Below are 19,932 nucleotides of genomic sequence, written 5' to 3'. Positions count from 1 at the left end.
TCGGCATGGGCAAAATCGCGGTCATCGGCAGCAACATGGTCGACCTCATCACCTACATCGAGCGGCTACCCGTGCAGGGCGAGACGCTGGAAGCGCCGGACTTCGCCCTCGGTTGTGGCGGCAAGGGCGCCAACCAGGCGGTCGCCGCGGCCAAGCTGGGCAGCAAGGTGCTGATGGTGACCAAGGTCGGCGACGACCTCTTCGCCGACAATACCCTGGCCAACTTCCGCCGCTTCGGCGTCGACACCCGTCACGTAACCCGCGCGCCGGGTCGCTCCAGCGGGGTGGCGCCGATCTTCGTCCAGCCCGACTCGCATAACAGCATCCTCATCGTGAAGGGCGCCAACGCCGCCCTCGGCCCGGCCGACATCCAGGCCGCGGAAGCCGATCTGCGCGACTGCGCACTGATCGTGCTGCAGCTGGAGATCGCCCTGGAGACCGTCTATGCCGCCATCGATTGCGGCCAGCGCCTGGGTATCCCCGTGCTGCTCAATCCGGCCCCCGCGGTGGCCGACCTGAGCGCCGCGCACCTCGCCCGGCTGGATTACTTCGTCCCCAACGAGACCGAACTGGCCCTGGTCAGCGGTCTGCCCGTGCAGGATCGCGAGAGCGCCTTCGCCGCCGCGCGGGTGCTGGCCGGTCGCGGCATCCGCCATGTGGTGGTCACCCTCGGTGCCCAGGGCGCGCTGTACGTGGGCGAGGAGGGCGAATTCAGCCTCCCCGGCCAGCAGGTGGCGGCCATCGACACCACCGGCGCCGGCGATGCCTTCATCGGCTGCTTCGCCCATGGCCGCGTCCAGGGCCTCGGCCTCCGGGACGCCATGCAGCGGGCCGTGGCCTATTCGGCGCTGTCGGTCACCGGACGCGGCACCCAGACCTCCTATCCCGAGGCTGCGGTCTTCGCCGACTACCTCGCGTCCCTGGATCTCTGACGCAAGGTCGGCGATCCCCTCACCCTGGCACCCCTACGGAGAACAACAATGAGCCAGTCACCCCTGCGGCCCAGCGCCGACGGCTACTACCTGAACCGCACGCCGTGGTTCGCCTTCATCCTGCTGTGCTGCATCTTCGCGCTCTGGGCCGCCGCGGCGAGCATGAACGACGTGCTCATCGCCCACTTCAAGAAGGCCTTCCTGCTCAGTGATTTCCAGACCGCCTTCGTCCAGTCGGCCTTCTATCTCGGCTATTTCTTTCTGGCCCTCCCGGCTGCGCTGATGGTGCGGCGCTTCAGCTACAAGACGACCATTCTCTTCGGTCTGTTCCTCTACATGGTCGGCTGCCTGCTGTTCTTTCCGGCCGCCTCCATGGCCAAGTACGGCATGTTCCTGCTGGCGCTGTTCGTGATCGCCGCGGGGCTGTCCTTCCTGGAGACCGCCTGCAACACCTACTCGACCCTGCTCGGGCCGCGCGAGACTGGCACCCGCCGGTTGAACATCTCCCAGACCTTTCACCCCTTCGGCGCCATGACCGGCGTCTACGTGGGCAGCTTCGTGATGTTCAAGGACGGCGACGCCAGCCAGGCGCAGCTGCTGCAGATGAATCCCGCCGAGGCCGCCGCCCAGCAACTGCAGATGATCCAGGCCACCCTGACGCCCTACCAGTGGATGATCGGCGTGCTGGTGCTGATCTTCGTGCTGATCGCCTGTACCCGCTATCCGTCCTGCAAGGGCAACGACCGCGTCCGCAGCGAGGGCGACGGCATGGCCGCCAGCCTGGGTCGGCTGAGACGCAATCCGCGCTTCGTCTTTGGCGTGCTGGCACAGTTCCTCTATGTCGGCGCCCAGGTCGGCGTCTGGAGCTTCACCATCCGCCTGGCCATGCAGCTCGGCGGCATGAACGAGCGCAGCGCCTCCTGGTTCCTGCTCACCACCTTCGCCGCCTATTTCGTCGGCAAGCTGATCGCCAACCTGCTGATGCGCCGCTGGCATCCGGCCAAGGTGCTGGGCGTCTACGGCGTGCTGTGCATCGCCCTGCTGGCCTACACCATCCTGGTGCCCAACATCACCGCGGTGTACGCCGCCGTGGGCGTGAGCATCTTCCTCGGCCCTTGCTGGCCGACCATCTATGGCCTGACCGTCGACGGCATCGGCCGCGATACCGAATTCGGCGGTTCGCTGCTGGTGATGAGCATCGTCGGTGGCGGGGTGATCCCGATCTTCCAGGGCCTGCTGTCCGACTACACCGGCGGCAACATGCAGCTGGCCTATTCGGTGCCGCTGCTGTGCTTCACGGTGATCGTCGCCTACGCCCTCTATTGCCTGCGTCATCCGGCCAGCGAGCGGCTGCCGGTGGGCGCTGCCCAGACTGCCTGAGGAGGGCACCGCCATGTCCGTACGCCTGCCCCTGCAGCCTGAGCAATTCACCGCGTGCGAGCGCACCCTGCTCGCCAGCGACGCCTTCCAGGTGCGCGCCTGGACCTATCCTTCCGGGGTCCGCGCCCTGGCCCTGGAGAATCGCCGCGGCCGGCTGGTCGTGCTGCCCTATCAGGGACAGATGGTCTGGGATGCCACCTTCGACGGCTGCCGCCTGACCATGCCCGGGCTGTTCGATCAGCCGCGGCCGACCCGGCGGATCATCGAGACCTATGGCTGCTTCATGTTCCACGCCGGGGTGCTACGCAACGGCTGCCCGGCGCCGGAGGACAGTCACGAGCTGCACGGCGAACTGCCCTGCGCGCCGCTGGACGAGGCCTGGCTGGAGCTGGGCCGGGACGCGGAGGGTGACTTCCTGCGCCTGGGCGGTCGCCATGACTACGCCATGGGCTTTGGCGATCGCTATCGCGCTCAGCCCAGCGTGACCCTGAGGCCGGACACCGCCGTATTCGAACTAGGCCTGGAGGTGGAAAACCAGGCCGGCCAGCCCATGGACCTCATGTACATGGCGCACATGAACTACGCCTACGTACCCGGCGGTCGTTTCCACGAGCCGCTGGGCGTGACCCGCACCCGGGTGCGCACCAGCGTGCCGGCTCATGTGCGGCCGACCGCCGACTGGCAGGCTTTCATCGCCGAGCTGGCCGAAGATTCGGAACGGCTGCGGGTGCTGGATGCGCCTGAGCGCTACCAGCCGGAAATCGTCAGTTTCATCGATGCGCCGGGCACCGACGCGGCGGGGGAGGCGCACTTCCTGCTGGAGCATCCGGGCGGCGCGGCCTTCTACACGGCCTATCGCCCAGAGGATTTGCCCCATGCCACGCGCTGGGTGCTGCACAACCCCGACCAGCAGGTGGCGGCCTTCGTGCTGCCGGCGACCTGCGAGCCGGAGGGCTATCTGGCCGAGACCGCCAAGGGCCAGGTGCAGCAGCTGCAGCCGGGTGAGCGGCGCACCTTCAGCGTGCGCACCGGCTACCTCGCCGCCGCCGAACGCGAGGCGCTGCTGACGCGCCTGGCCGACCCAACGCGGATCAGGTGAGCAGTTGCGCGCCGTTCGCCTCGATCCGTTCGCGATAGCTGCGCGGGATGCGCCCGTCGCTGACCACCCCGTCGAAGTCGCTGAGCGCCGCGAAATGCGCGGCGCGCACCACGTCGAACTTGGTATGGTCGACCAGCAGCAGCCGCTGCTGGGCCTGGCGCAGGACCTTCTGCTTGACCTCGACCTCGTTGAAGTTGAAGCAGGTGACGCCGAAGTCCGCGCTCACCCCGGCCGCCGAGACGAAGGCATGGGTGAGGCGCACGCCATCGAGCACCCCGGTCTCCAGGCGACTCTCGAAGATCTGATTCTTGCGCTGGAAGGTCCCGCCGCACACCACCAGGGTGCAGTTGACCTTCTGCTGCAGCTTGAGCAGCACATTGAGCGAGTGGCAGACGGCGGTGAATTCCAGGTCATCGGGAATGAAGTCCACCACGAAGGGCGTGGTGGTCCCGCAATCGAGGAAGATGGTGTCGCCGGCGCGGATCTGGGCCGCGGCCAGCCGACCGATGCGGCGCTTTTCCTCGACCTGGCGCAGGTCCTGTTCCACCACCTGGTAGCCGGGCGCCTCGCTGCCGCCGACATCGCGGGTGACATGACCGCCGAGCAGCCGCAGGCCGTCCGGCGGGAGCCGCAGGTCGCGGCGCAGGGTCATTTCCGAGACACCCAGCAGTTGGGCCATCTCGCGCAGGTGAATGGCGTGCTGGTCCTGCAACGCCTGGTGCATCAGCTTGAGCCGAGCGGCTTTCTTGCTATCCATGAGAGGTGCTACGGGAGTCCGACAAGACGTACAGGCCACACGAACAAAGAATTCTGATCCGATCATACGCTACCCGTGCCTGAGGAGGCCCCATGCAGCTTGAACCCGGCGAACTCGCCAAGACCATCGACCACACCCTGCTCGCCGCCGATGCCCGCCGCGCCCAGATCGACCGCCTGTGCCAGGAGGCGCGTACCCATGGCTTCTACTCGGTGTGCGTGAATTCCGCCCAGGTCCCCCACGCCGCGGTGCAACTGGCCGGCAGCGCGGTCAAGGTCTGCGCGGTGGTGGGCTTTCCGCTCGGCGCCGGGCTGAGCGCGGCCAAGGCTTTCGAGGCCGAGCGGGCCATCGCCGCCGGGGCGGGGGAGATCGATATGGTGCTCAATATCGGCTGGCTCAAGGATGGTCTGCTGGAGGAGGTCTCCGCCGACATCGCCGCCGTCCAGGCGGCCTGCGGCGCGGTACCGCTCAAGGTGATCCTGGAGACCGGTCTGCTCGACGAGACCCAGAAGCGCCAGGCCTGCCGGATCTGTCGCGATCTCGGGGTCGCCTTCGTCAAGACCTCGACCGGTTTCGGCCACGGCGGCGCGACCCTGGAGGACGTGCGGCTGATGCGCGAGGAGGTGGGCCCGGATATGGGTGTGAAGGCCTCCGGCGGCGTCCGCGACCGGGCCACCGCCCAGGCCATGCTGGAGGCCGGCGCGACCCGTCTGGGGACCAGTTCGGGCGTGGCCATCGTCAGTGGGGGTGAGGGTGGGGCCGGGTATTAGGGCAGGACGCCTGTAGGTTGGGTTGAGCGCAGCGAAGCCCAACGGTGCCGCCTTGTGTTGGGCTTCGGCGGAGGAGCCGCCTCAGCCCAACCTACGGGTGCTATCCCGGCCCCTGCCGGTACAGCTTGGAATCGCTGAAATCCCCCGGCGCCAGCACCTCGCCCACCAGGATCAGCGCCGTGCGACGGAAATCCTTGTCCCGTGCCCGCTCGACGATGTCGGCCAGGGTGCCCTGGACGCTGTCCTGATCCGGCCAGCTGGCGCGGTGGACGATGGCCACCGGGCAGGCGGGGCCGTAGTGCGGCAGGAGGTCGGTGACGATGCGTTCCAGCTGGCCCACGCCCAGGTGAATGGCCAGGGTCGCCCGGTGGCGAGCGAGATCGGCCAGCGCCTCGCCCTCGGGCATGGCGGTGCGGCTGGCGTAGCGGGTGAGGATCACCGTCTGGCTGACGCCGGGCAGGGTCAGCTCGCAACCCAACAGGGCGGCGCAGGCGGCGGTGGCGGTCACGCCGGGGACGATCTCGTAGGCAATGCCCAGCGCCTGCAGGCGGCGGATCTGCTCACCGATGGCGCCGTACAGCGAAGGATCGCCGGAATGCACCCGGGCCACGTCCTGGCCTCGGGCATGGGCGGCGGCCAGATGCCCGACGATGGCATCCAGATCAAGGCTGGCGGTGTCGATCACCGTCTCGGCCTGGTGACCTTCCAGCACCGCTTGTGGCACCAGGGAGCCGGCATAGAGGATCACCGGGCATTGGCGGATCAGCCGCTGGCCCTTGACGGTGATGAGGTCGGGATCGCCGGGGCCGGCGCCGATGAAATGGACGGTCATGGGGTTTCCTCGGCCAGGGCGGCGAGCAATTCGGTGACGCTGGCGAATTCGCGGTCGACGCTGGGTAGGGCAGGGCGACGCAGGATCAGCACCGGCAGACCGCGTTCGCGGGCGACCTGTAACTTGGGCTGGGTGGCGGCACTGCCGCTGTTCTTGCTGATCAGCACATCGAAGTCGCCCTGGGCGAAGAGCGCGCGCTCGGCCTCCAAGGCGAAGGGACCGCGGTCGCCGATGATCCGTGCCCGTTCGGTGCCGGGATGGGCATCGAGCAGGCGCAGGGTCCAGAACTGCCCGCCGGGAATCTCCTGGAGATGCTCCAGCGGCTCGCGACCCAGGGTGAAGAAGGGCCGGGCGAAGGGTGCCAGGGCTCGCTGCAGCTCGGCCCAGTCGGCCACTTCGCGCCAGTCATCCTGCGGACCGGCCTGCCATCCGGGGCGCCGCAGGGCCCAGCAGGGGACACCCGATCGAGCTGCGGCCAGGGCGGCGTTGTGGCTGATCTGTGCGGCGTAGGGGTGGGTAGCGTCCAGCAGCAGGTCGATGCCTTCACTGCGGAGAAAGGCGCCCAGCCCCTCGGCGCCACCATAGCCGCCGACCCGCACCTGGCAGGGCAGGTCCTGGGGCACGCGGCCGAGGCCGGCCAGGCTGTAGAGGGCATTCGCCGGCAGCTGGCGGGCGATGGCCAGGGCTTCGGTGGTACCCCCGAGCAAGAGGATCTTCATTGGGCTTCTCCGACGATACCGCCCTGGCGGTCGATGGCCAGGACCTCCAGCGCCACGCCTGCCGGGACGATGCCACGGGCGAAGGCCAGCGCCTGGCGGCAGACGGCATCGCCCAGGGGAATGCCGGCGGCCTGGGCCAGTTGCAGTGCCTGCTGGCTGGTATTGGCGCCGATCATGGCGGCTTGCAGGTCCGCGTCGGCGCCCAACGTGGCAGCCCAGGCGGCCAGCTGTGGCAGGTCGATGCTGGAGCTGCGGCTGTGCAGGTCGAGATGGCCGGCGGCCAGCTTGCTGATCTTGCCGAACCCGCCGCACAGACTCAGGCGCGCCACCGGCGCCTTGCGCAGGTGCTTGAGCACGGCGCCGGCGAAGTCTCCCATTTCGATCAGGGCGGTTTCCTCCAGGCCGTAGCGACGGCGCATGGCGTCTTCGCTGGCGTTGCCGGTGCAGGCGGCGAGATGGCCGTGGCCGTTGGCGCGAGCCACGTCGATGCCCTGGTGGATGGAGGCGATGTAGGCGGCGCAGGAAAAGGGCCGGACGATGCCGCTGGTGCCAAGGATCGACAGGCCGCCGAGAATGCCCAGGCGCGGGTTCATGGTCTTGAGCGCCAGGTGTTCGCCCCCCTCGACGCCGACGGTCACGGAAAAGCCGCCACCATAGCCGTGGCGCCGTGCCAGTTCGCCGAGATGGCGGGTCATCATCTGCCGCGGTACCGGATTGATCGCCGGTTCTCCCACCGCCAGCACCAGCCCGGGCTTGGTCACGGTGCCGACGCCGGGGCCGGCGTGGAAGCTGACCCCCGGGGTGGTGCTCAGGCGTACCTGGGCGAACACCAGGGCGCCGTGGGTCACGTCCGGATCATCGCCACCGTCCTTGAAGGTACCGGCTTGGGCGCCGCCTTCCAGCCGCTGGCAGTGGGCCAGGGGCATGAGGACCCGCCGTCCCTTGGGCAGCTCGATCTCCACCGCATCGCCGGGCGTCTCGCCCAGCAGCAGGCTGGCCGCCGCCAGGCTGGTGGCGGTGGCGCAGCTGCCGGTGGTGAGGCCGGTGCGCAGGGGCGCGGGCTGTTCGGGGGTTTCGTCACGCATGGGGCTTGCGGCTGTGCAGCAGGGTGATGGGCAGCGCCGCGCGCCAGGTGTCGAAGGCGCCCAGCGGCTGGGCCTGGGCCACCTGCAGGCGGGTCAGGTCGCCGCCATGACGTTCGCGAAAGGCCACCAGGGCGGCTTCGGTCTGCAGGGTCACGGCATTGGCCAGCAGGCGACCGCCGGGCCGCAGGGCGGTCCAGCAGGCATCCAGGACCCCGGGCGCGGTGAGGCCGCCACCGATGAAGATGGCGTCCGGGGTCGCCAGGCCGGTCAGTGCCTCCGGTGCCTGACCGGCCACCAGCTGCAGCGCCGGCGCACCGAGGTGGTCGCGATTGTGGAGGATGTGTGCCTGGCGTCCGGCATCGGCCTCGACGGCCAGCGCCCGGCAGCTGGGATGGCTGCGCGCCCATTCGATGCCGATGGAGCCGCAGCCGGCGCCCACGTCCCACAGCAGTTCGCCGGGGCGGGGGGCCAGGCGCGCCAGGGTCACGGCGCGCACGTCGCGCTTGGTCAGCTGACCGTCGTGGCGATAGGCGTCGTCCGGCAGGCCCGGGGTGAGGGGCAGGCCGGCCTCAACGGTCTCGCTCAGGACCTCGATGGCCACCAGGTTGAGCGTCGCCGCCTCTGCCAGCGACCAAGCCTCGGCGCGGCTGGCGATGCGTCGCTCCAGCGGACCGCCCAGGTGCTCCAGCACCTGCAGCTGGCTGGCGCCAAAGCCCTGGTCCACCAGCAGGGCGGCCAGGGCGGCGGGGCTGTGACCGTCGTTGCTCAAGACCAGCAGGCGCGCGCCGGGATGCAGGTGGCGCACCACCCCGGCCAGGGGCCGCGCCACCACCGACAGCAACGCGACCTCCTGCAGGGGCCAGCCCAGGCGGGCAGCGGCCAGGGAATAGGAGGAGGGCGCCGGCAGCACCTGCAGTTCGTCGGCCGACAGTTGGCGCGAGAGGCTCGCGCCAACGCCGAACAGCATGGGATCGCCACTCGCCAGCACGCAGACCGGGGTGCCGCGACGGTCCAGCACGGGAGCGAGGGCGAAGGGTTGCGGCCAGGGCTCGCGGACGGCGCGGATGCAGGGTGGCAGCAGCGCCAGCTGGCGTGGACCGCCGATGACGACCTGCGCCTCCAATAGGGCGCGCTGGGCGCTTTTGCCCAGGCCGGGGTAGCCGTCTTCGCCGATACCCACCACGGTCAGCCAGGGGATCATGAACAAACCTCATCGAGCGTCAGCCGACCGGCCGTTTTCAAGGGGTCGGGCAAAGCGGGCATAATAGCCTCTTTCCCCGTCCAGCCCGACCTTCCGCCGTGAATCCTCCGTCTCCTTCCGCCCTCGTCCCGCGGCCTTCGGCCTGTCCGGGATTGCTGCGCATCGTGCCCGCCCGCGATGGCGGCCTGTGCCGGGTGAAGTTGCCGGGCGGACGCCTCACGGCGGTCCAGGCGCGGGCCATCGCCGCGGCCAGCCAGCGCTGGGCGAGCGGTGTGCTGGAACTGACTAACCGCGCCAACCTGCAACTGCGTGGCGTGCGCCCGGACGGCGCCAACGCCCTGGTGGCCGCGCTGCAGGCGGCCGGTCTGGGCCCAAGCGATCCAGCCGCCGACGACGTGCGCAACGTGCTGCTCAGCCCCGCCGCGGGCCGCGATCCGCAGCAACGGAGGGACGTCCGTCCCCTGGCCGCCGAACTGCTCGCGCTGCTGGAAGGCGATCGCCGCCTGCATGGCCTGTCGCCCAAGTTCGCCCTGCAACTGGACGGCGGCGAGGCCCTGGCACGGCTCGACCATGCCCATGACGTCTGGCTGTCGGCCCACGCCGAAGGCTATCTCCTCGGTCTGGCCGGTACCCCGCTGGATGCGCCGCTGGGCCTGATCCCCACGGGGCGCGAGAGGGCGACGGTGGCAGCCCTGCTGCACCGTTTTCTCGACCTCGCCAGCGCTGAGCAGAGCCGCATGCGCCAGCTGCTGGCGCAGCTTCCGGTTGCGGAGCTGCTGGCTGGACTGGACCTGCTGCCAGCCCCGGCTACCCCTCGTTCGCCAGCGGCAACGGCGCGGCGCCTGGGCAGTCATCCGCAGCGCCAGGCGGGCCTCTGCTGGGTCGGTGCCCAGCCCGCCTTGGGGCGGCTGCCGACCATGACCCTGGCAGCGGTCGCCGAACTCGCCGAGCACCACGGCAATGGCGAACTGCACCTGACCCCCTGGCAGGGCCTGTTGCTGCCCGATGTGCCGACCGACAAGGCCCAGGCGCTGCTCACGGCCTTGACCACCCTGGACCTGACCACCGACCCTGCCGCACCCCTGGCCCGGCTGATCGCTTGTACCGGCAGCCAGGGCTGCGCCAAGGGCCAGGCCGATACCAAGGGCGACGCCCTGCGCCTGGCTGAGCGGCTGCCGGCAGGCGTGGAGGTCCACCTCTCCGGCTGCCCGCGCAGTTGCGCCCTGGCCGGACAGGCCCCCCATACCCTGCTGGCCGTGGCCCCCGGCCGTTATGACCTCTTCGTGCGCGACGCCACCCAGCCCGGTCCGGGCCGGCGGCGCGCCACCCAACTATCCCTCGACGAGGCCGCCGCCTGGCTGGCCCGGAGTCCTAGTGATGCTTGAATACGAACGCGACGGCCAGGCGATCTATCGCCAATCCTTCGCCACCATCCGCGCCGAGGCCGATCTCTCGGCCATCCCCGCCGACCTGGAAAAGCTCGCCGTGCGGGTGATCCACGCCTGCGGCATGGTCGACGTGGTCCAGGACCTGGCCTTTTCCCCGGGCGCCGGCGCGGCCGGTCGCGCGGCCCTGGCGGCCGGCGCGCCCATCCTCTGCGATGCGCGCATGGTCGCCGAGGGCGTCACCCGCACCCGGCTGCCGGCCGCCAATCAGGTGATCTGCACCCTGCACGACGAGGGCATCCGCGAACTGGCCGTGGCCCAGGGCAACACCCGCTCGGCGGTGGCCCTGGAGCGCTGGCGGCCGCACCTGGCCGGCAGCGTGGTGGTGATCGGCAACGCCCCCACGGCGCTGTTCTATCTGCTGGAGATGCTCGACGCCGGGGCGCCCAGGCCGGCGCTGATCCTCGGCATGCCGGTGGGCTTCGTCGGCGCCATGGAGTCTAAGGACGCCCTGGCCGCCGACAGTCGCGGCGTGCCCTACGTCATCGTGCGCGGCCGACGTGGCGGGAGTGCCATGGCCGCGGCAGCGGTCAATGCCCTGGCCACGGAGGTGGAGTGATGGCCGGCCGCCTGCTCGGCCTGGGCGTCGGCCCCGGCGATCCGGAACTCATCACCCTGAAGGCCCTGCGCCTCCTGCAGGGCGCGCCGGTGGTGGCCTATTTCGTCGCCAAGGCCAAGGCCAACGCGGGCCAGGGCGGCAATGCCTATGGCGTCATCGAGGGCTATCTGCTGGACGGCCAGCAACGCCTGCCGCTGGTCTATCCGGTGACCACCGAGAAGCTGGCGCCGCCGCTGTCCTACGAGACGGTGATCGCCGACTTCTACGACACCGCCGCCGCCCAGGTGGCCGACCATCTGGACGCCGGCCGTGACGTGGCGGTGATCTGTGAAGGCGATCCCTTCTTCTACGGCTCCTACATGTACCTGCACGACCGCCTGGCCGAGCGCTACGAGGCCCAGGTGGTGCCGGGGGTCTGCTCCATGCTCGGCGGCGTGGCCATGCTCGGCCTGCCGCTGGTCTATCGCAACCAGACCCTCACGGTGCTCTCCGGGGTGCTCTCCGCCGAGGAGCTCAAGGCACGTCTCGCGAGCGCCGACGCCGCCGTGGTGATGAAGCTCGGGCGCAACTTCGAGAAGGTGCGCCAGGTGTTGCGCGACCTGGGCCTGGACGAGCGCGCCCGCTACATCGAACGCGCCACCATGGACAACCAGCGCATCGTCGCGCTGGACGAGGTCGAGCCCATGGCCTCGCCGTATTTCTCGCTGGTGGTGGTACCGGGGGTGAAATGGAAGGGTTGAGCCCGGCCATCGTCATCCTCGGCCCTGGCGCCCTGGCCACTGCTCGCCGCCTGCAGGCTGGCCTGCCGGGCAGCCTGGTGCACGGCCTGGCCGGGCGGGTCGAGGGCGACGTGACCTACACCGCTTTCGGCGACCATCTGCGCGACCTCTATCGCCAGCAGCGGCCGCTGCTGGTGCTCTGCGCCGCCGGCATCGTCATCCGCAGCCTGGCGCCGCTGCTGGACGACAAGACCGCCGAGCCGCCGGTACTGGCGGTGGCCGAGGACGGCAGCGCCGTGGTGCCGCTGTTGGGCGGCCTGGCCGGTGCCAATCGCCTGGCCCGCCAGCTGGGTACCTTGCTGGACGTGGCCCCGGCCATCACCACCAGTGGTGAACTGAGATTCGGCACCTGCCTGCTCGATCCACCGGCCGGCTATGCCCTGGCCGACGTCGACGTGGCCAAGCACCGGGTGGCCGATCTGCTGGCCGGCGCCCCGGTACGCATCGAGGGCGAGGCGCCCTGGCTGGACGAGGTACCCCTGGCCCGTGACCCCGCTGCGCACCAGCGCATCCTGGTCTCGCCGCTGGCCAGTGCCGACGACCACACCCTGCTCATCCATCCCCGCGCCGTGCTGGTGGCGGTACGTGCCGATGCCACCGCTGTCGCCGTCACCGAACTGCTTGCCAGCACCGGCTATGCGCCAGGTGCCGTGGCGGTGCTGCTGGCGCGGGCGGAAGACATGGCCGCGCCCGGCCTGGTCGAGCTGAGCCAGGCGCTGGATGTGCCGTTGAGATTCGTCGACGCCAACACGCCGGACTTCGCCCTGACGACGGTGGAACGTGCCCAGGAGCGGGGCATCGCCCTGCACCTGCATGACCGGCCGCTGGAAGCCGAGGACCTTGGCCAGCGGCGTGGCCGCCTCAGCGTGGTGGGCCTCGGCCCCGGCGCGGCCGAGCTCATGGCACCGGTGGTGCGCCGCGCCCTGGACCAGGCCCAGGACGTACTCGGCTACGCGACCTACGTGCAGATGGCCGGCCCCTTGCGTCCGGATCAGTTGGCCCATGCCAGCGACAACCGTGAAGAATTGCAGCGTGCCCGCCATGCCTTCGAGCTGGCTGCCAGCGGGCGCCAGGTAGTCATGGTGTCGTCCGGCGATCCGGGTGTATTCGCCATGGCCGCCGCGGTACTGGAGGTGCTGGAAGGCGCCGATGACCCGCGCTGGGCGGCGGTGGAGCTGGAGATCCTGCCGGGCATCACCGCGGCCATGGCCAGCGCCGCCCTGGCCGGGGCGCCCCTGGGCCACGACTTCTGCCTGATCTCCCTGTCCGACAACCTCAAGCCCTGGGCGGTGATCGAGCAGCGCCTGCGCCAGGCCGCGGCAGCGGACCTGGCCATGGCCTTCTACAACCCCATCTCCAAGGCTCGCCCGCACCAGTTGGAGCGCGCGCTGGACGTGCTGCGCAGCTGCCGTACGGCGACCACCCCGGTGATCCTCGGCCGTGATGTCGGCCGGCCCGGCGGGGGGCTCGAATACACCAGCCTCGGCGCCCTGCGCAGTGACATGGTGGATTCACGCACCCTGGTGATCCTCGGCTCCAGCCATACCCGGCGCTTTCCGCGGGCCGATGGCGGCGAATGGGTCTATACGCCGCGCTGGTACGATCCGGAATTGTTATAAAGTAACATTTAATGCTTGAATCCTGGTCGCCGCTGGCCCACCCTCGGCGACCCTTCCTATTCCCTGGCGGGAAGCCGGTGAGAGTCCGGCGCGGTCGCGCCACTGTGAGCTTCGAAAGAAGCGAGCCAGACCTCGCCAGGGAACATCCATCATCCACAAGGGACGCGTCATCCCAAGGAGAGTCCATGCTTCGCCGTCTTTCACCGCTGCTCGCCGCCGGCCTGTTGTCCGTTTCCGCCCTTAGCGCCCAGGCCGCCACGACCTATCCGCTGACCATCCACAACTGCGGCCGTGACCTGGTCTTCGAGCGCGCGCCCCAGCGCCTGGTCAGTCTGGGCCAGGCCAGTACCGAGTTGCTCTTGCGCCTGGGCGTGGGCTCGCGCCTGGTGGGTACCGGGGTCTGGTTCGGCGGCCTGCCGAAAGACCTGCAGGAGGAGGGCAAGGGCATTCCGCGCCTGGCCGACAACGCTCCCAGCTTCGAAGCCGTGGTCGGTACCCGGCCGGACCTGGTGGCGGCGCAGTACACCTATCACGTCGGACCCGGCGGCGAGGTGGCGGACTTCCCCCGCTTCGCCAAGCTGGGCATCGCCGCCTATGTGGCGCCCAGCGATTGCGAGGGCAAGGCGGTGACTGCTGATTCCAACAGCGACGGCAGCCGCAGCGCGCCCTTCGACATGAACCTGGTGACCCGCGAGGCCCGGGAACTGGCGGCCATTCTCGATGTGCAGCCGGCTGGCAAGCAGTTGGTTGCCGAGCTGGATCACCGCATCGCCGCCGCTGGCGAGCAGGCCAAGGCGGCCGGGGTCCAGGGGCGTTCGGTGCTGTTCTGGTTTTCCAGTCCGCGCCTGGAAGGCGATCCCTGGGTCGCTGGCAACCTGGGCGCACCGGCCTGGATCGCCCGGTCCCTGGGCCTGCGCAACGTGGTCGACAGCGCCGAGGAATGGCCAGCGGTGAGCTGGGAACGTATCGCCAGTCTGGACCCTGACTATATCGTCGTGGCGCGCATGGACCGCCGTCTCTATCCCGCCGATGACGTCGACAAGAAGCTGGCCTTCCTGCGCAGCGACCCCCTGACCCGCGAATTGCGCGCGGTGCGCGAGAACCACCTGCTGGTGGTGGACGCCCCGACCCTCAATCCCTCGCTGCGGGTGGTGGACAGCGTCGAGACTCTGGCCGCCGACCTGGCCAAGCCGCAACCATGAGCCTGCCCCTGGCAGCCGAAGGGGCCCGGCCCTGGCGCTGGCTGCTGGGCCTGGCCGCCGTGCTGGCGCTGGCGGCGAGCGTGGTGCTGGCCGCTTCCTTCGGCGAGATGCCCATCGCGCCTCTGACCAGCCTGCAGGCCATCGCCAACGGCCTCGGCCTGGGGCCCTATCCGGTGGAGCGTATCGTCCAGGGCATCGTCTGGGAGTACCGCCTCAGTCGTGCCCTGGTGGCGGCCTGCTGTGGCGCGGGCCTGGCGGTCTCCGGCGCCATTCTCCAGGCGCTGCTGCGCAACGCCCTGGCCGAACCCTATGTGCTGGGGCTGTCGGCAGGGGCCTCCACCGGCGCGGTGCTGGTAATGCTGCTGGGCGTCGGCGGCGGGGTGCTCGGGGTCTCGCTCGGCGCCTTTCTCGGCGCGGTGCTGGCCTTCGCCGTGGTGTTGCCGTTTCTGGGCGGCGGTGGCAGCACCCGCATCATCCTCGCCGGAGTGGCCGCTTCCCAGCTGTTCAATGCCCTGACCGCCTATATCGTCGCCACCGCAGCCAATGCCGAGCAGGCGCGCAGCGTGATGTTCTGGCTGCTCGGCAGCCTGGCCGGGGTGCGCTGGCCAGACGTCTGGCTGGCCGCCGGGGTGGTACTCGCCGGTCTGCTGGTGTGCCTGGCCTGTGCCCGAGCGCTGGATGCCTTCGCCTTTGGCGAGGACGCCGCCGCCAGCCTCGGGGTCGCTGTGGGGCCGCTGCGCCTGCTGCTGCTGGCGGTCACCGGCCTGATCACCGCCTGCCTGGTCAGCCTGGTGGGCGCGGTGGGCTTCGTCGGCCTGGTGATCCCCCATGTGGCACGCTTCCTGGTTGGTCCGGGGCATGGGCGCCTGCTGCCCACCTGCGCCCTGATCGGCGCCCTGTTCATGGTGCTGGCCGACATCGTCGCCCGTACCCTGGTGGCCAAGCAGACCCTGCCCATCGGCGTGGTCACCGCCCTGGTCGGCGCGCCGGCCTTCGCCTTCATCCTCTATCGCGCACGGGAGGTCCGATGAGTCTCGCCGCGCGCGACGTCGCCTGGAGCGCCGGCGGCCAGCCGATCCTCCGCGGGGTCACGCTGGCGGTACCGCCCGGTGGGGTGCTCGGGCTGCTCGGCCCCAACGGCTCGGGCAAGTCCAGCCTGCTGCGGCTGCTGGCCGGGCTGCGCCGGCCGGAGGAGGGCAGGGTCAGCCTCGACGAGACGCCCCTGCAGGACCTGCGCCGGCGCGACCTGGCGCGCCGGGTAGCCCTGGTGGAGCAGCAGGCCGGTACCGAAGCTGATCTCTCGGTAGCCGAGGTGGTGCGCCTGGGTCGTACGCCCCATCGGGGCCTGCTCGATGCCTGGAGCGCCCGCGATGCCGAGGTCTGCCAGCGGGCCCTGGCCCAGGTAGGCCTGGTCGACAAGGCTGCCCGCCGCTGGCACAGCCTCTCCGGTGGCGAACGCCAGCGCGCCCAGATCGCTCGCGCCCTGGCCCAGGAACCCAGCGAACTTCTGCTGGACGAACCCACCAACCACCTCGATATCCAGCACCAGCTGGAGATCCTCGACCTGGTGCGTCGCCTGCCGGCCACCTGCGTGCTGGCCATCCACGACCTGAACCTCGCCGCGATGTTCAGCGACCGCCTGGCGGTGCTCAAGGACGGCCAGTTGGTGGCCGAAGGCGCGCCTGCCGAGGTGCTGACGGCCGAGCTGATCCAGCAGGTCTGGGGGGTAAGGGCGCAGGTGGCGCTGGACGGCCCCGATGATCGGCCGACGATCCGCTATCGGCTCGGCTGACGCCGCCGCACCGGGCCGGCCCGCTCTTCGATCACCCGCCGCAGTGCCGGGCGCCCGCCCAGCAGGAACACCAGCTCCGCGACGATGAACAGCGGGCCGATGGCCAGTCCGGCGATATCGTCGAAAAAGGCCGGCTTGCGTCCCTCGTAATGATGGCCGACGAACTGGATGGCCCAGCCGACCAGGAACAGACCCAGCCCCCAGGTCAGCCAGACGCCCGTGGCCTGGGCTGCCAGCGCGGCACCCAGCCAAATGGCAAGACCGAGCAGGCCGCTCATCAGCAGCCCCAGCGGCCGATCCAGGCGCAGATAGAAGATCGCCACCGCGCCAGCGACCGGTAGTGCAGGGGACAGTGGCCAGCCAGCGAGCGTGAATACGGGGCGGGACAGCAGGATGGCCACCGCCAGCACGATCAGCAGGATGCCGGGGAAGTGGCTGGCGATGTTGCGCGGATCGCGGTGGTAGCTTGCGTAGTGGCTGAGATGATCTTCCAGGGTTTTCATCGGCAGGCATCCAGGCGGCTGGCGTGAAGCCTCAGCATGCCTCTGGACGAGTGCTTTCGTCTGCGGGGGCGAGAAGAAATGCGATTGCGATAATCGCCCCCTCGCTCGATAATCGATCAAAAGCCTGCAGAGGACCGGTCCGATGGACGATAACCGCACCGTTCACGCCACGGGCCTGCCGCCGCTGGCCGCGCCGCCCATCATCGCCTCGCCGGCCAAGCGCATCGAAGCCTTCACTGGCGACCCGAATTTCATGACCTCCTTGGCCCGCGGCCTGGCGGTCATCCATGCCTTCCAGGAGCGCAAGCGCCAGCTGACCATCGCCCAGATCAGCCATCGCACCGAGATCCCCCGTGCCGCCGTGCGCCGCTGCCTGCACACCCTGATGAAGCTCGGCTACGTCACCACCGACGGTCGCACCTATTCGCTGCTGCCCAAGGTGCTGACCCTGGGGCACGCCTATCTGTCGTCGACGCCGCTGGCGGTCACCGCCCAGCCGGTACTCGATCGCCTGAGCGAACAGCTGCATGAAGCCTGCTCCATGGCCACCCTGGAGGGCGACGAGATCCTCTACATCGCCCGCTCGGCCACGCCGCAGCGGCTGATCTCGGTGGACCTCAGCGTGGGCAGTCGGCTGCCGGCTTATTGCACCTCCATGGGCCGCATCCTGCTTGCCGCCCTGGACGACGCGGCGCTGCACGACTATCTGGAGCACGCCGACCTGCAGGCCAAGACCAGCCGCACCCTCTACCAGCCGTCGGCGCTCATCGAGTGTCTGGGACAGGTGCGCCAGCAGGGCTACGTGATCGTCGACCAGGAACTGGAAGTGGGCCTGAGGTCCCTGGCGGTGCCCTTGCGCGACGCCGCCGGCCAGGTGCTGGCGGCGCTCAACGTCGGCACCCACGCCAGCCGTGTCGGTCGCCAGGAGCTGGAGACGCGGTTCCTGCCGGTGCTGCTGGCGGCCAGCCAGGAGCTAAGTACCCGGCTGTTTCACTAGCGAATCCGGTCGATTATCGGCCATATCGCCGATAATCGAATTGTCAGCTGTTCGGGGTTGGGCTTAACGTCAGCGCAGTGGCGCACTACGCCGATAACAACAACACGAGCAGACCACCATGACGCAAACCCTTGCGGGCGCCGTGCCCCTGGCCGACCATCCGGCCACGGCGACAGCCGGCACCCTGGATGTCCAGCAATTCATCAATCGCCAGGCACTGTCCGCCTACCAGTGGCGCATCGTCGCCCTGTGCTTTCTGATCGTCTTCCTCGATGGCCTGGACACCGCTGCTATGGGTTTCATCGCCCCGGCGCTGTCGGTGGAGTGGGGCATTCCGCGGGCCAGCCTCGGCCCGGTGATGAGCGCCGCCCTGGGTGGCATGGTCTTTGGCGCCCTGGGCTCCGGTCCGCTGGCCGACCGCTTCGGCCGCAAGGGCGTGCTGGTGGTCGCCACCTTCCTCTTTGGCGGCTTCAGCCTGCTGTCGGCCTTCAGCGCCAACCTCGAACAGCTGGTGATCCTGAGATTCCTCACCGGGCTGGGCCTCGGCGCCGCCATGCCCAACGCCACCACGCTGCTCTCGGAGTACACCCCGGAACGCCTCAAGTCGCTGCTGGTGACCAGCATGTTCTGCGGCTTCAACCTGGGCATGGCCGGCGGCGGCTTCGTCTCGGCCTGGATGATCCCGGCCTATGGCTGGCACAGCCTGCTGGTGCTGGGCGGGGTACTGCCCCTGGCGCTGGCCGTGGTGCTGCTGCTCTGGCTGCCGGAATCGGCGCGCTACCTGGTGGTGCACGGCAAGAGCGCCGAGCGCATCCGCCGGGTACTGGCGCCCATCGGTCGCGAAGCCGCCGAAGCACGGCACTTCATGGTGCCCGAGCAAAAGTCGGTCAAGACCGGCAACGTCTTCGCGGTGATTTTCAACCGCAGCTACAGCGCCGGCACCCTGCTGCTGTGGCTGACCTATTTCATGGGCCTGGTGATCGTCTATCTGCTCACCAGCTGGCTGCCGACCCTGATGCGCGACGCCGGTGCCAGCCTGGAGCAGGCCGCCCTGATCGGCGCGCTGTTCCAGTTCGGCGGGGTACTCAGCGCGGTGTTCGTCGGCTGGGCCATGGACAGGTTCAACCCGCACAAGGTCATCGGCCTGTTCTATGCCCTGGCCGGGATCTTCGCCTACTGCGTCGGCCAGAGCCTGGGCCAGGTCGCCCTGGTGGCCACCCTGGTGCTGGTGGCCGGCATGTGCATCAACGGTGCCCAGTCGGCCATGCCGTCGCTGGCAGCGCGCTACTACCCAACCCATGGCCGCGCCACCGGGGTGTCCTGGATGCTCGGCATCGGCCGCTTCGGCGCCATCACCGGTGCCTGGATGGGCGCGACCCTGCTGGGCCTGGGCTGGACCTTCACCCAGGTGCTCACCGCGCTGCTCCTGCCGGCCGGTCTCGCCGCCCTGGCGGTGCTGATCAAGGGGGTGGTCAGTCATGCCGACGCGACCTGAAGCGCAATAAAGTGGTTAGGCGCTAGGCTAGCCGCAGGGCCTAGCGCCAGAGTGAGCTTAATCCAGGCTTTCTAGCCAAGCCTCTACCCGGGCGTGTCGGTCTGCAGGTGACAGAGTAGGCACGCCGTCTTTGACCAGCGCCTTGCGATCGCCTGTATGAGGATTTGCGGCATAGGTGCGAATGGATGGCCTTACCTGTGGATTCGCCCGCCAGCCCAGATTGAAAGCGGCGAGCTTGGGAAACCACTCTTGCGAGCTATAGGGCAGGTGGTCATGGATCCACCAGGCGAGGGGCGTCCAGTCCTTGTACCAAGGACTTTCTTCTTGCTCAAAGCCCTTTAGCAGTGCCGGCACCACGATGCACACACTGGCGCCCAGGTAACCGTCCGTATCCGGCAGGTCCCAGATGTGATGAGCAGCGTTCGCCTCGTTGCTGGCGCAGTTGTACTGGTTGCCTTTCTCCGCCCCCTTGGCATTGACTGCCGCGCTGCGATATCCCGAACGGATAGCGATCCGGCCGAAGCGCGCCTGCAAGGGCTCCAGCAGTCGTTCGCACAACTGGGTACCCGCCTCGATGGCTAGATCCGGTCGCTCAGGTACGTTGGGTATGCCTTCGACTTGACTGATTTCGGAGTAAAGGAAGTCGCGCATGAAGAAGTGCTGGGATAGCCGTTTCCGTCCAAATTCTTCGAGGGCTTTAACCGAGTTGGGTGTTTTCACTGCTCGTCCTTGAATAGGCCAATTCACTTTGGGTTTCCTAGCCGTC

At 69.3% G+C, this 19,932-nt stretch carries 20 protein-coding genes and 1 riboswitch; of the genes, 13 read left to right on the top strand and 7 right to left on the bottom strand.

The annotated features are described in order from the left end of the window. Positions 1 to 5 precede the first annotated feature (5 nt). From rbsK to ACUCV0_RS20425, 3 genes are read left to right on the top strand one after another with little or no spacing between them, the layout of a single operon-like run. Positions 6 to 932, top strand: a complete 927-nt coding sequence (rbsK, locus tag ACUCV0_RS20435) for a ribokinase (RefSeq protein ID WP_482213539.1) — start codon at positions 6 to 8, stop codon at positions 930 to 932. Between the two features lie 48 nt (positions 933 to 980). Next, positions 981 to 2,312: an L-fucose:H+ symporter permease gene (gene fucP / locus ACUCV0_RS20430; protein ID WP_184290059.1), complete on the top strand. Its 1,332-nt coding sequence runs from the start codon at positions 981 to 983 to the stop codon at positions 2,310 to 2,312. 13 nt (positions 2,313 to 2,325) lie between these two features. Beyond that, complete coding sequence (locus tag ACUCV0_RS20425; RefSeq protein ID WP_482213538.1) at positions 2,326 to 3,411, top strand: aldose 1-epimerase family protein; 1,086 nt, start codon at positions 2,326 to 2,328, stop codon at positions 3,409 to 3,411. Here the strand turns inward: ACUCV0_RS20425 and deoR are convergent. Beyond that, the gene (gene deoR, locus ACUCV0_RS20420; RefSeq protein WP_059316362.1) at positions 3,404 to 4,168 is read right to left on the bottom strand and encodes a DNA-binding transcriptional repressor DeoR; all 765 of its coding nucleotides are present in this window, start codon (positions 4,166 to 4,168) and stop codon (positions 3,404 to 3,406) included. The genes ACUCV0_RS20425 and deoR overlap by 8 nt on opposite strands. Positions 4,169 to 4,260: 92 nt before the next feature. Here deoR and deoC point away from each other — a divergent pair, with 92 nt between their 5' ends. After that, on the top strand, positions 4,261 to 4,938 hold the full coding sequence (deoC, locus tag ACUCV0_RS20415; protein WP_482213537.1) for a deoxyribose-phosphate aldolase: 678 nt from the start codon (positions 4,261 to 4,263) through the stop codon (positions 4,936 to 4,938). Positions 4,939 to 5,038: 100 nt separating this feature from the next. Here the strand turns inward: deoC and cobM are convergent, their stop codons facing one another. Genes cobM through cbiE form a run of 4 tightly spaced genes read right to left on the bottom strand, consistent with a single transcriptional unit; the run spans position 5,039 to position 8,775 of the window. Beyond that, positions 5,039 to 5,770 (bottom strand): precorrin-4 C(11)-methyltransferase, encoded by a 732-nt coding sequence (cobM, locus tag ACUCV0_RS20410; protein ID WP_482213536.1) that lies wholly within the window; start codon positions 5,768 to 5,770, stop codon positions 5,039 to 5,041. Further along, on the bottom strand, positions 5,767 to 6,489 hold the full coding sequence (locus tag ACUCV0_RS20405) for a cobalt-precorrin-6A reductase (protein ID WP_482213535.1): 723 nt from the start codon (positions 6,487 to 6,489) through the stop codon (positions 5,767 to 5,769). The genes cobM and ACUCV0_RS20405 overlap by 4 nt, the downstream gene beginning before the upstream one ends. Continuing rightward, positions 6,486 to 7,574: a cobalt-precorrin-5B (C(1))-methyltransferase gene (locus tag ACUCV0_RS20400; protein ID WP_271653182.1), complete on the bottom strand. Its 1,089-nt coding sequence runs from the start codon at positions 7,572 to 7,574 to the stop codon at positions 6,486 to 6,488. Before ACUCV0_RS20400 ends, ACUCV0_RS20405 begins: the two co-directional genes overlap by 4 nt. After that, a complete protein-coding gene (cbiE, locus tag ACUCV0_RS20395) occupies positions 7,567 to 8,775 on the bottom strand; it encodes a precorrin-6y C5,15-methyltransferase (decarboxylating) subunit CbiE (RefSeq protein WP_482213534.1) in 1,209 nt (402 codons plus the stop codon). The genes ACUCV0_RS20400 and cbiE overlap by 8 nt, the downstream gene beginning before the upstream one ends. Positions 8,776 to 8,873: 98 nt before the next feature. Here cbiE and cobG point away from each other — a divergent pair, with 98 nt between their 5' ends. From cobG to ACUCV0_RS20360, 7 genes are all read left to right on the top strand, one after another. Next, positions 8,874 to 10,160 carry a precorrin-3B synthase gene (gene cobG, locus ACUCV0_RS20390; protein WP_482213533.1) on the top strand — a complete coding sequence of 429 codons (1,287 nt, stop codon included), beginning with the start codon at positions 8,874 to 8,876 and terminating at the stop codon, positions 10,158 to 10,160. Further along, positions 10,153 to 10,779, top strand: coding sequence for a precorrin-8X methylmutase (locus ACUCV0_RS20385; RefSeq protein ID WP_454253831.1), 627 nt, complete (start codon positions 10,153 to 10,155; stop codon positions 10,777 to 10,779). The genes cobG and ACUCV0_RS20385 overlap by 8 nt, the downstream gene beginning before the upstream one ends. Further along, positions 10,779 to 11,519: a precorrin-2 C(20)-methyltransferase gene (locus ACUCV0_RS20380; RefSeq protein ID WP_160921918.1), complete on the top strand. Its 741-nt coding sequence runs from the start codon at positions 10,779 to 10,781 to the stop codon at positions 11,517 to 11,519. Before ACUCV0_RS20385 ends, ACUCV0_RS20380 begins: the two co-directional genes overlap by 1 nt. Further along, positions 11,507 to 13,177 (top strand): precorrin-3B C(17)-methyltransferase, encoded by a 1,671-nt coding sequence (gene cobJ, locus ACUCV0_RS20375; protein WP_482213532.1) that lies wholly within the window; start codon positions 11,507 to 11,509, stop codon positions 13,175 to 13,177. The genes ACUCV0_RS20380 and cobJ overlap by 13 nt, the downstream gene beginning before the upstream one ends. A gap of 6 nt (positions 13,178 to 13,183) precedes the next feature. Next, positions 13,184 to 13,331: riboswitch (cobalamin riboswitch) on the top strand. A 31-nt stretch (positions 13,332 to 13,362) separates the two neighbouring features. Further along, entirely contained in the window at positions 13,363 to 14,379 is a 1,017-nt protein-coding gene (locus ACUCV0_RS20370) for an ABC transporter substrate-binding protein (RefSeq protein WP_059316352.1), read from the top strand. Continuing rightward, positions 14,376 to 15,410, top strand: a complete 1,035-nt coding sequence (locus ACUCV0_RS20365) for a FecCD family ABC transporter permease (protein WP_059316351.1) — start codon at positions 14,376 to 14,378, stop codon at positions 15,408 to 15,410. Before ACUCV0_RS20370 ends, ACUCV0_RS20365 begins: the two co-directional genes overlap by 4 nt. Beyond that, on the top strand, positions 15,407 to 16,171 hold the full coding sequence (locus ACUCV0_RS20360) for an ABC transporter ATP-binding protein (protein ID WP_482213531.1): 765 nt from the start codon (positions 15,407 to 15,409) through the stop codon (positions 16,169 to 16,171). Before ACUCV0_RS20365 ends, ACUCV0_RS20360 begins: the two co-directional genes overlap by 4 nt. Here ACUCV0_RS20360 and ACUCV0_RS20355 read toward each other — a convergent pair. After that, positions 16,156 to 16,674 (bottom strand): Mpo1 family 2-hydroxy fatty acid dioxygenase, encoded by a 519-nt coding sequence (locus ACUCV0_RS20355; protein WP_482213530.1) that lies wholly within the window; start codon positions 16,672 to 16,674, stop codon positions 16,156 to 16,158. The two genes, ACUCV0_RS20360 and ACUCV0_RS20355, sit on opposite strands and share 16 nt — an antisense overlap. 142 nt (positions 16,675 to 16,816) lie before the next feature. Between ACUCV0_RS20355 and ACUCV0_RS20350 the strand changes: the two genes are divergently transcribed. Both ACUCV0_RS20350 and pcaK read left to right on the top strand, forming a co-directional pair. Beyond that, positions 16,817 to 17,671, top strand: a complete 855-nt coding sequence (locus ACUCV0_RS20350; protein WP_482213529.1) for an IclR family transcriptional regulator domain-containing protein — start codon at positions 16,817 to 16,819, stop codon at positions 17,669 to 17,671. Positions 17,672 to 17,789: 118 nt separating this feature from the next. Then, positions 17,790 to 19,166 (top strand): 4-hydroxybenzoate transporter PcaK, encoded by a 1,377-nt coding sequence (gene pcaK, locus ACUCV0_RS20345; protein ID WP_271653174.1) that lies wholly within the window; start codon positions 17,790 to 17,792, stop codon positions 19,164 to 19,166. Between the two features lie 57 nt (positions 19,167 to 19,223). Here the strand turns inward: pcaK and ACUCV0_RS20340 are convergent, their stop codons facing one another. Next, positions 19,224 to 19,886 carry a peptidase M15 gene (locus tag ACUCV0_RS20340; RefSeq protein ID WP_454253825.1) on the bottom strand — a complete coding sequence of 221 codons (663 nt, stop codon included), beginning with the start codon at positions 19,884 to 19,886 and terminating at the stop codon, positions 19,224 to 19,226. Between the last annotated feature and the right edge of the window lie 46 nt (positions 19,887 to 19,932).

The organism is Pseudomonas sp. VMV1 (assembly GCF_056790235.1).
Note: the sequence above shows the minus strand (reverse complement) of the source record. Positions and strands in the feature narration are given on the sequence as shown.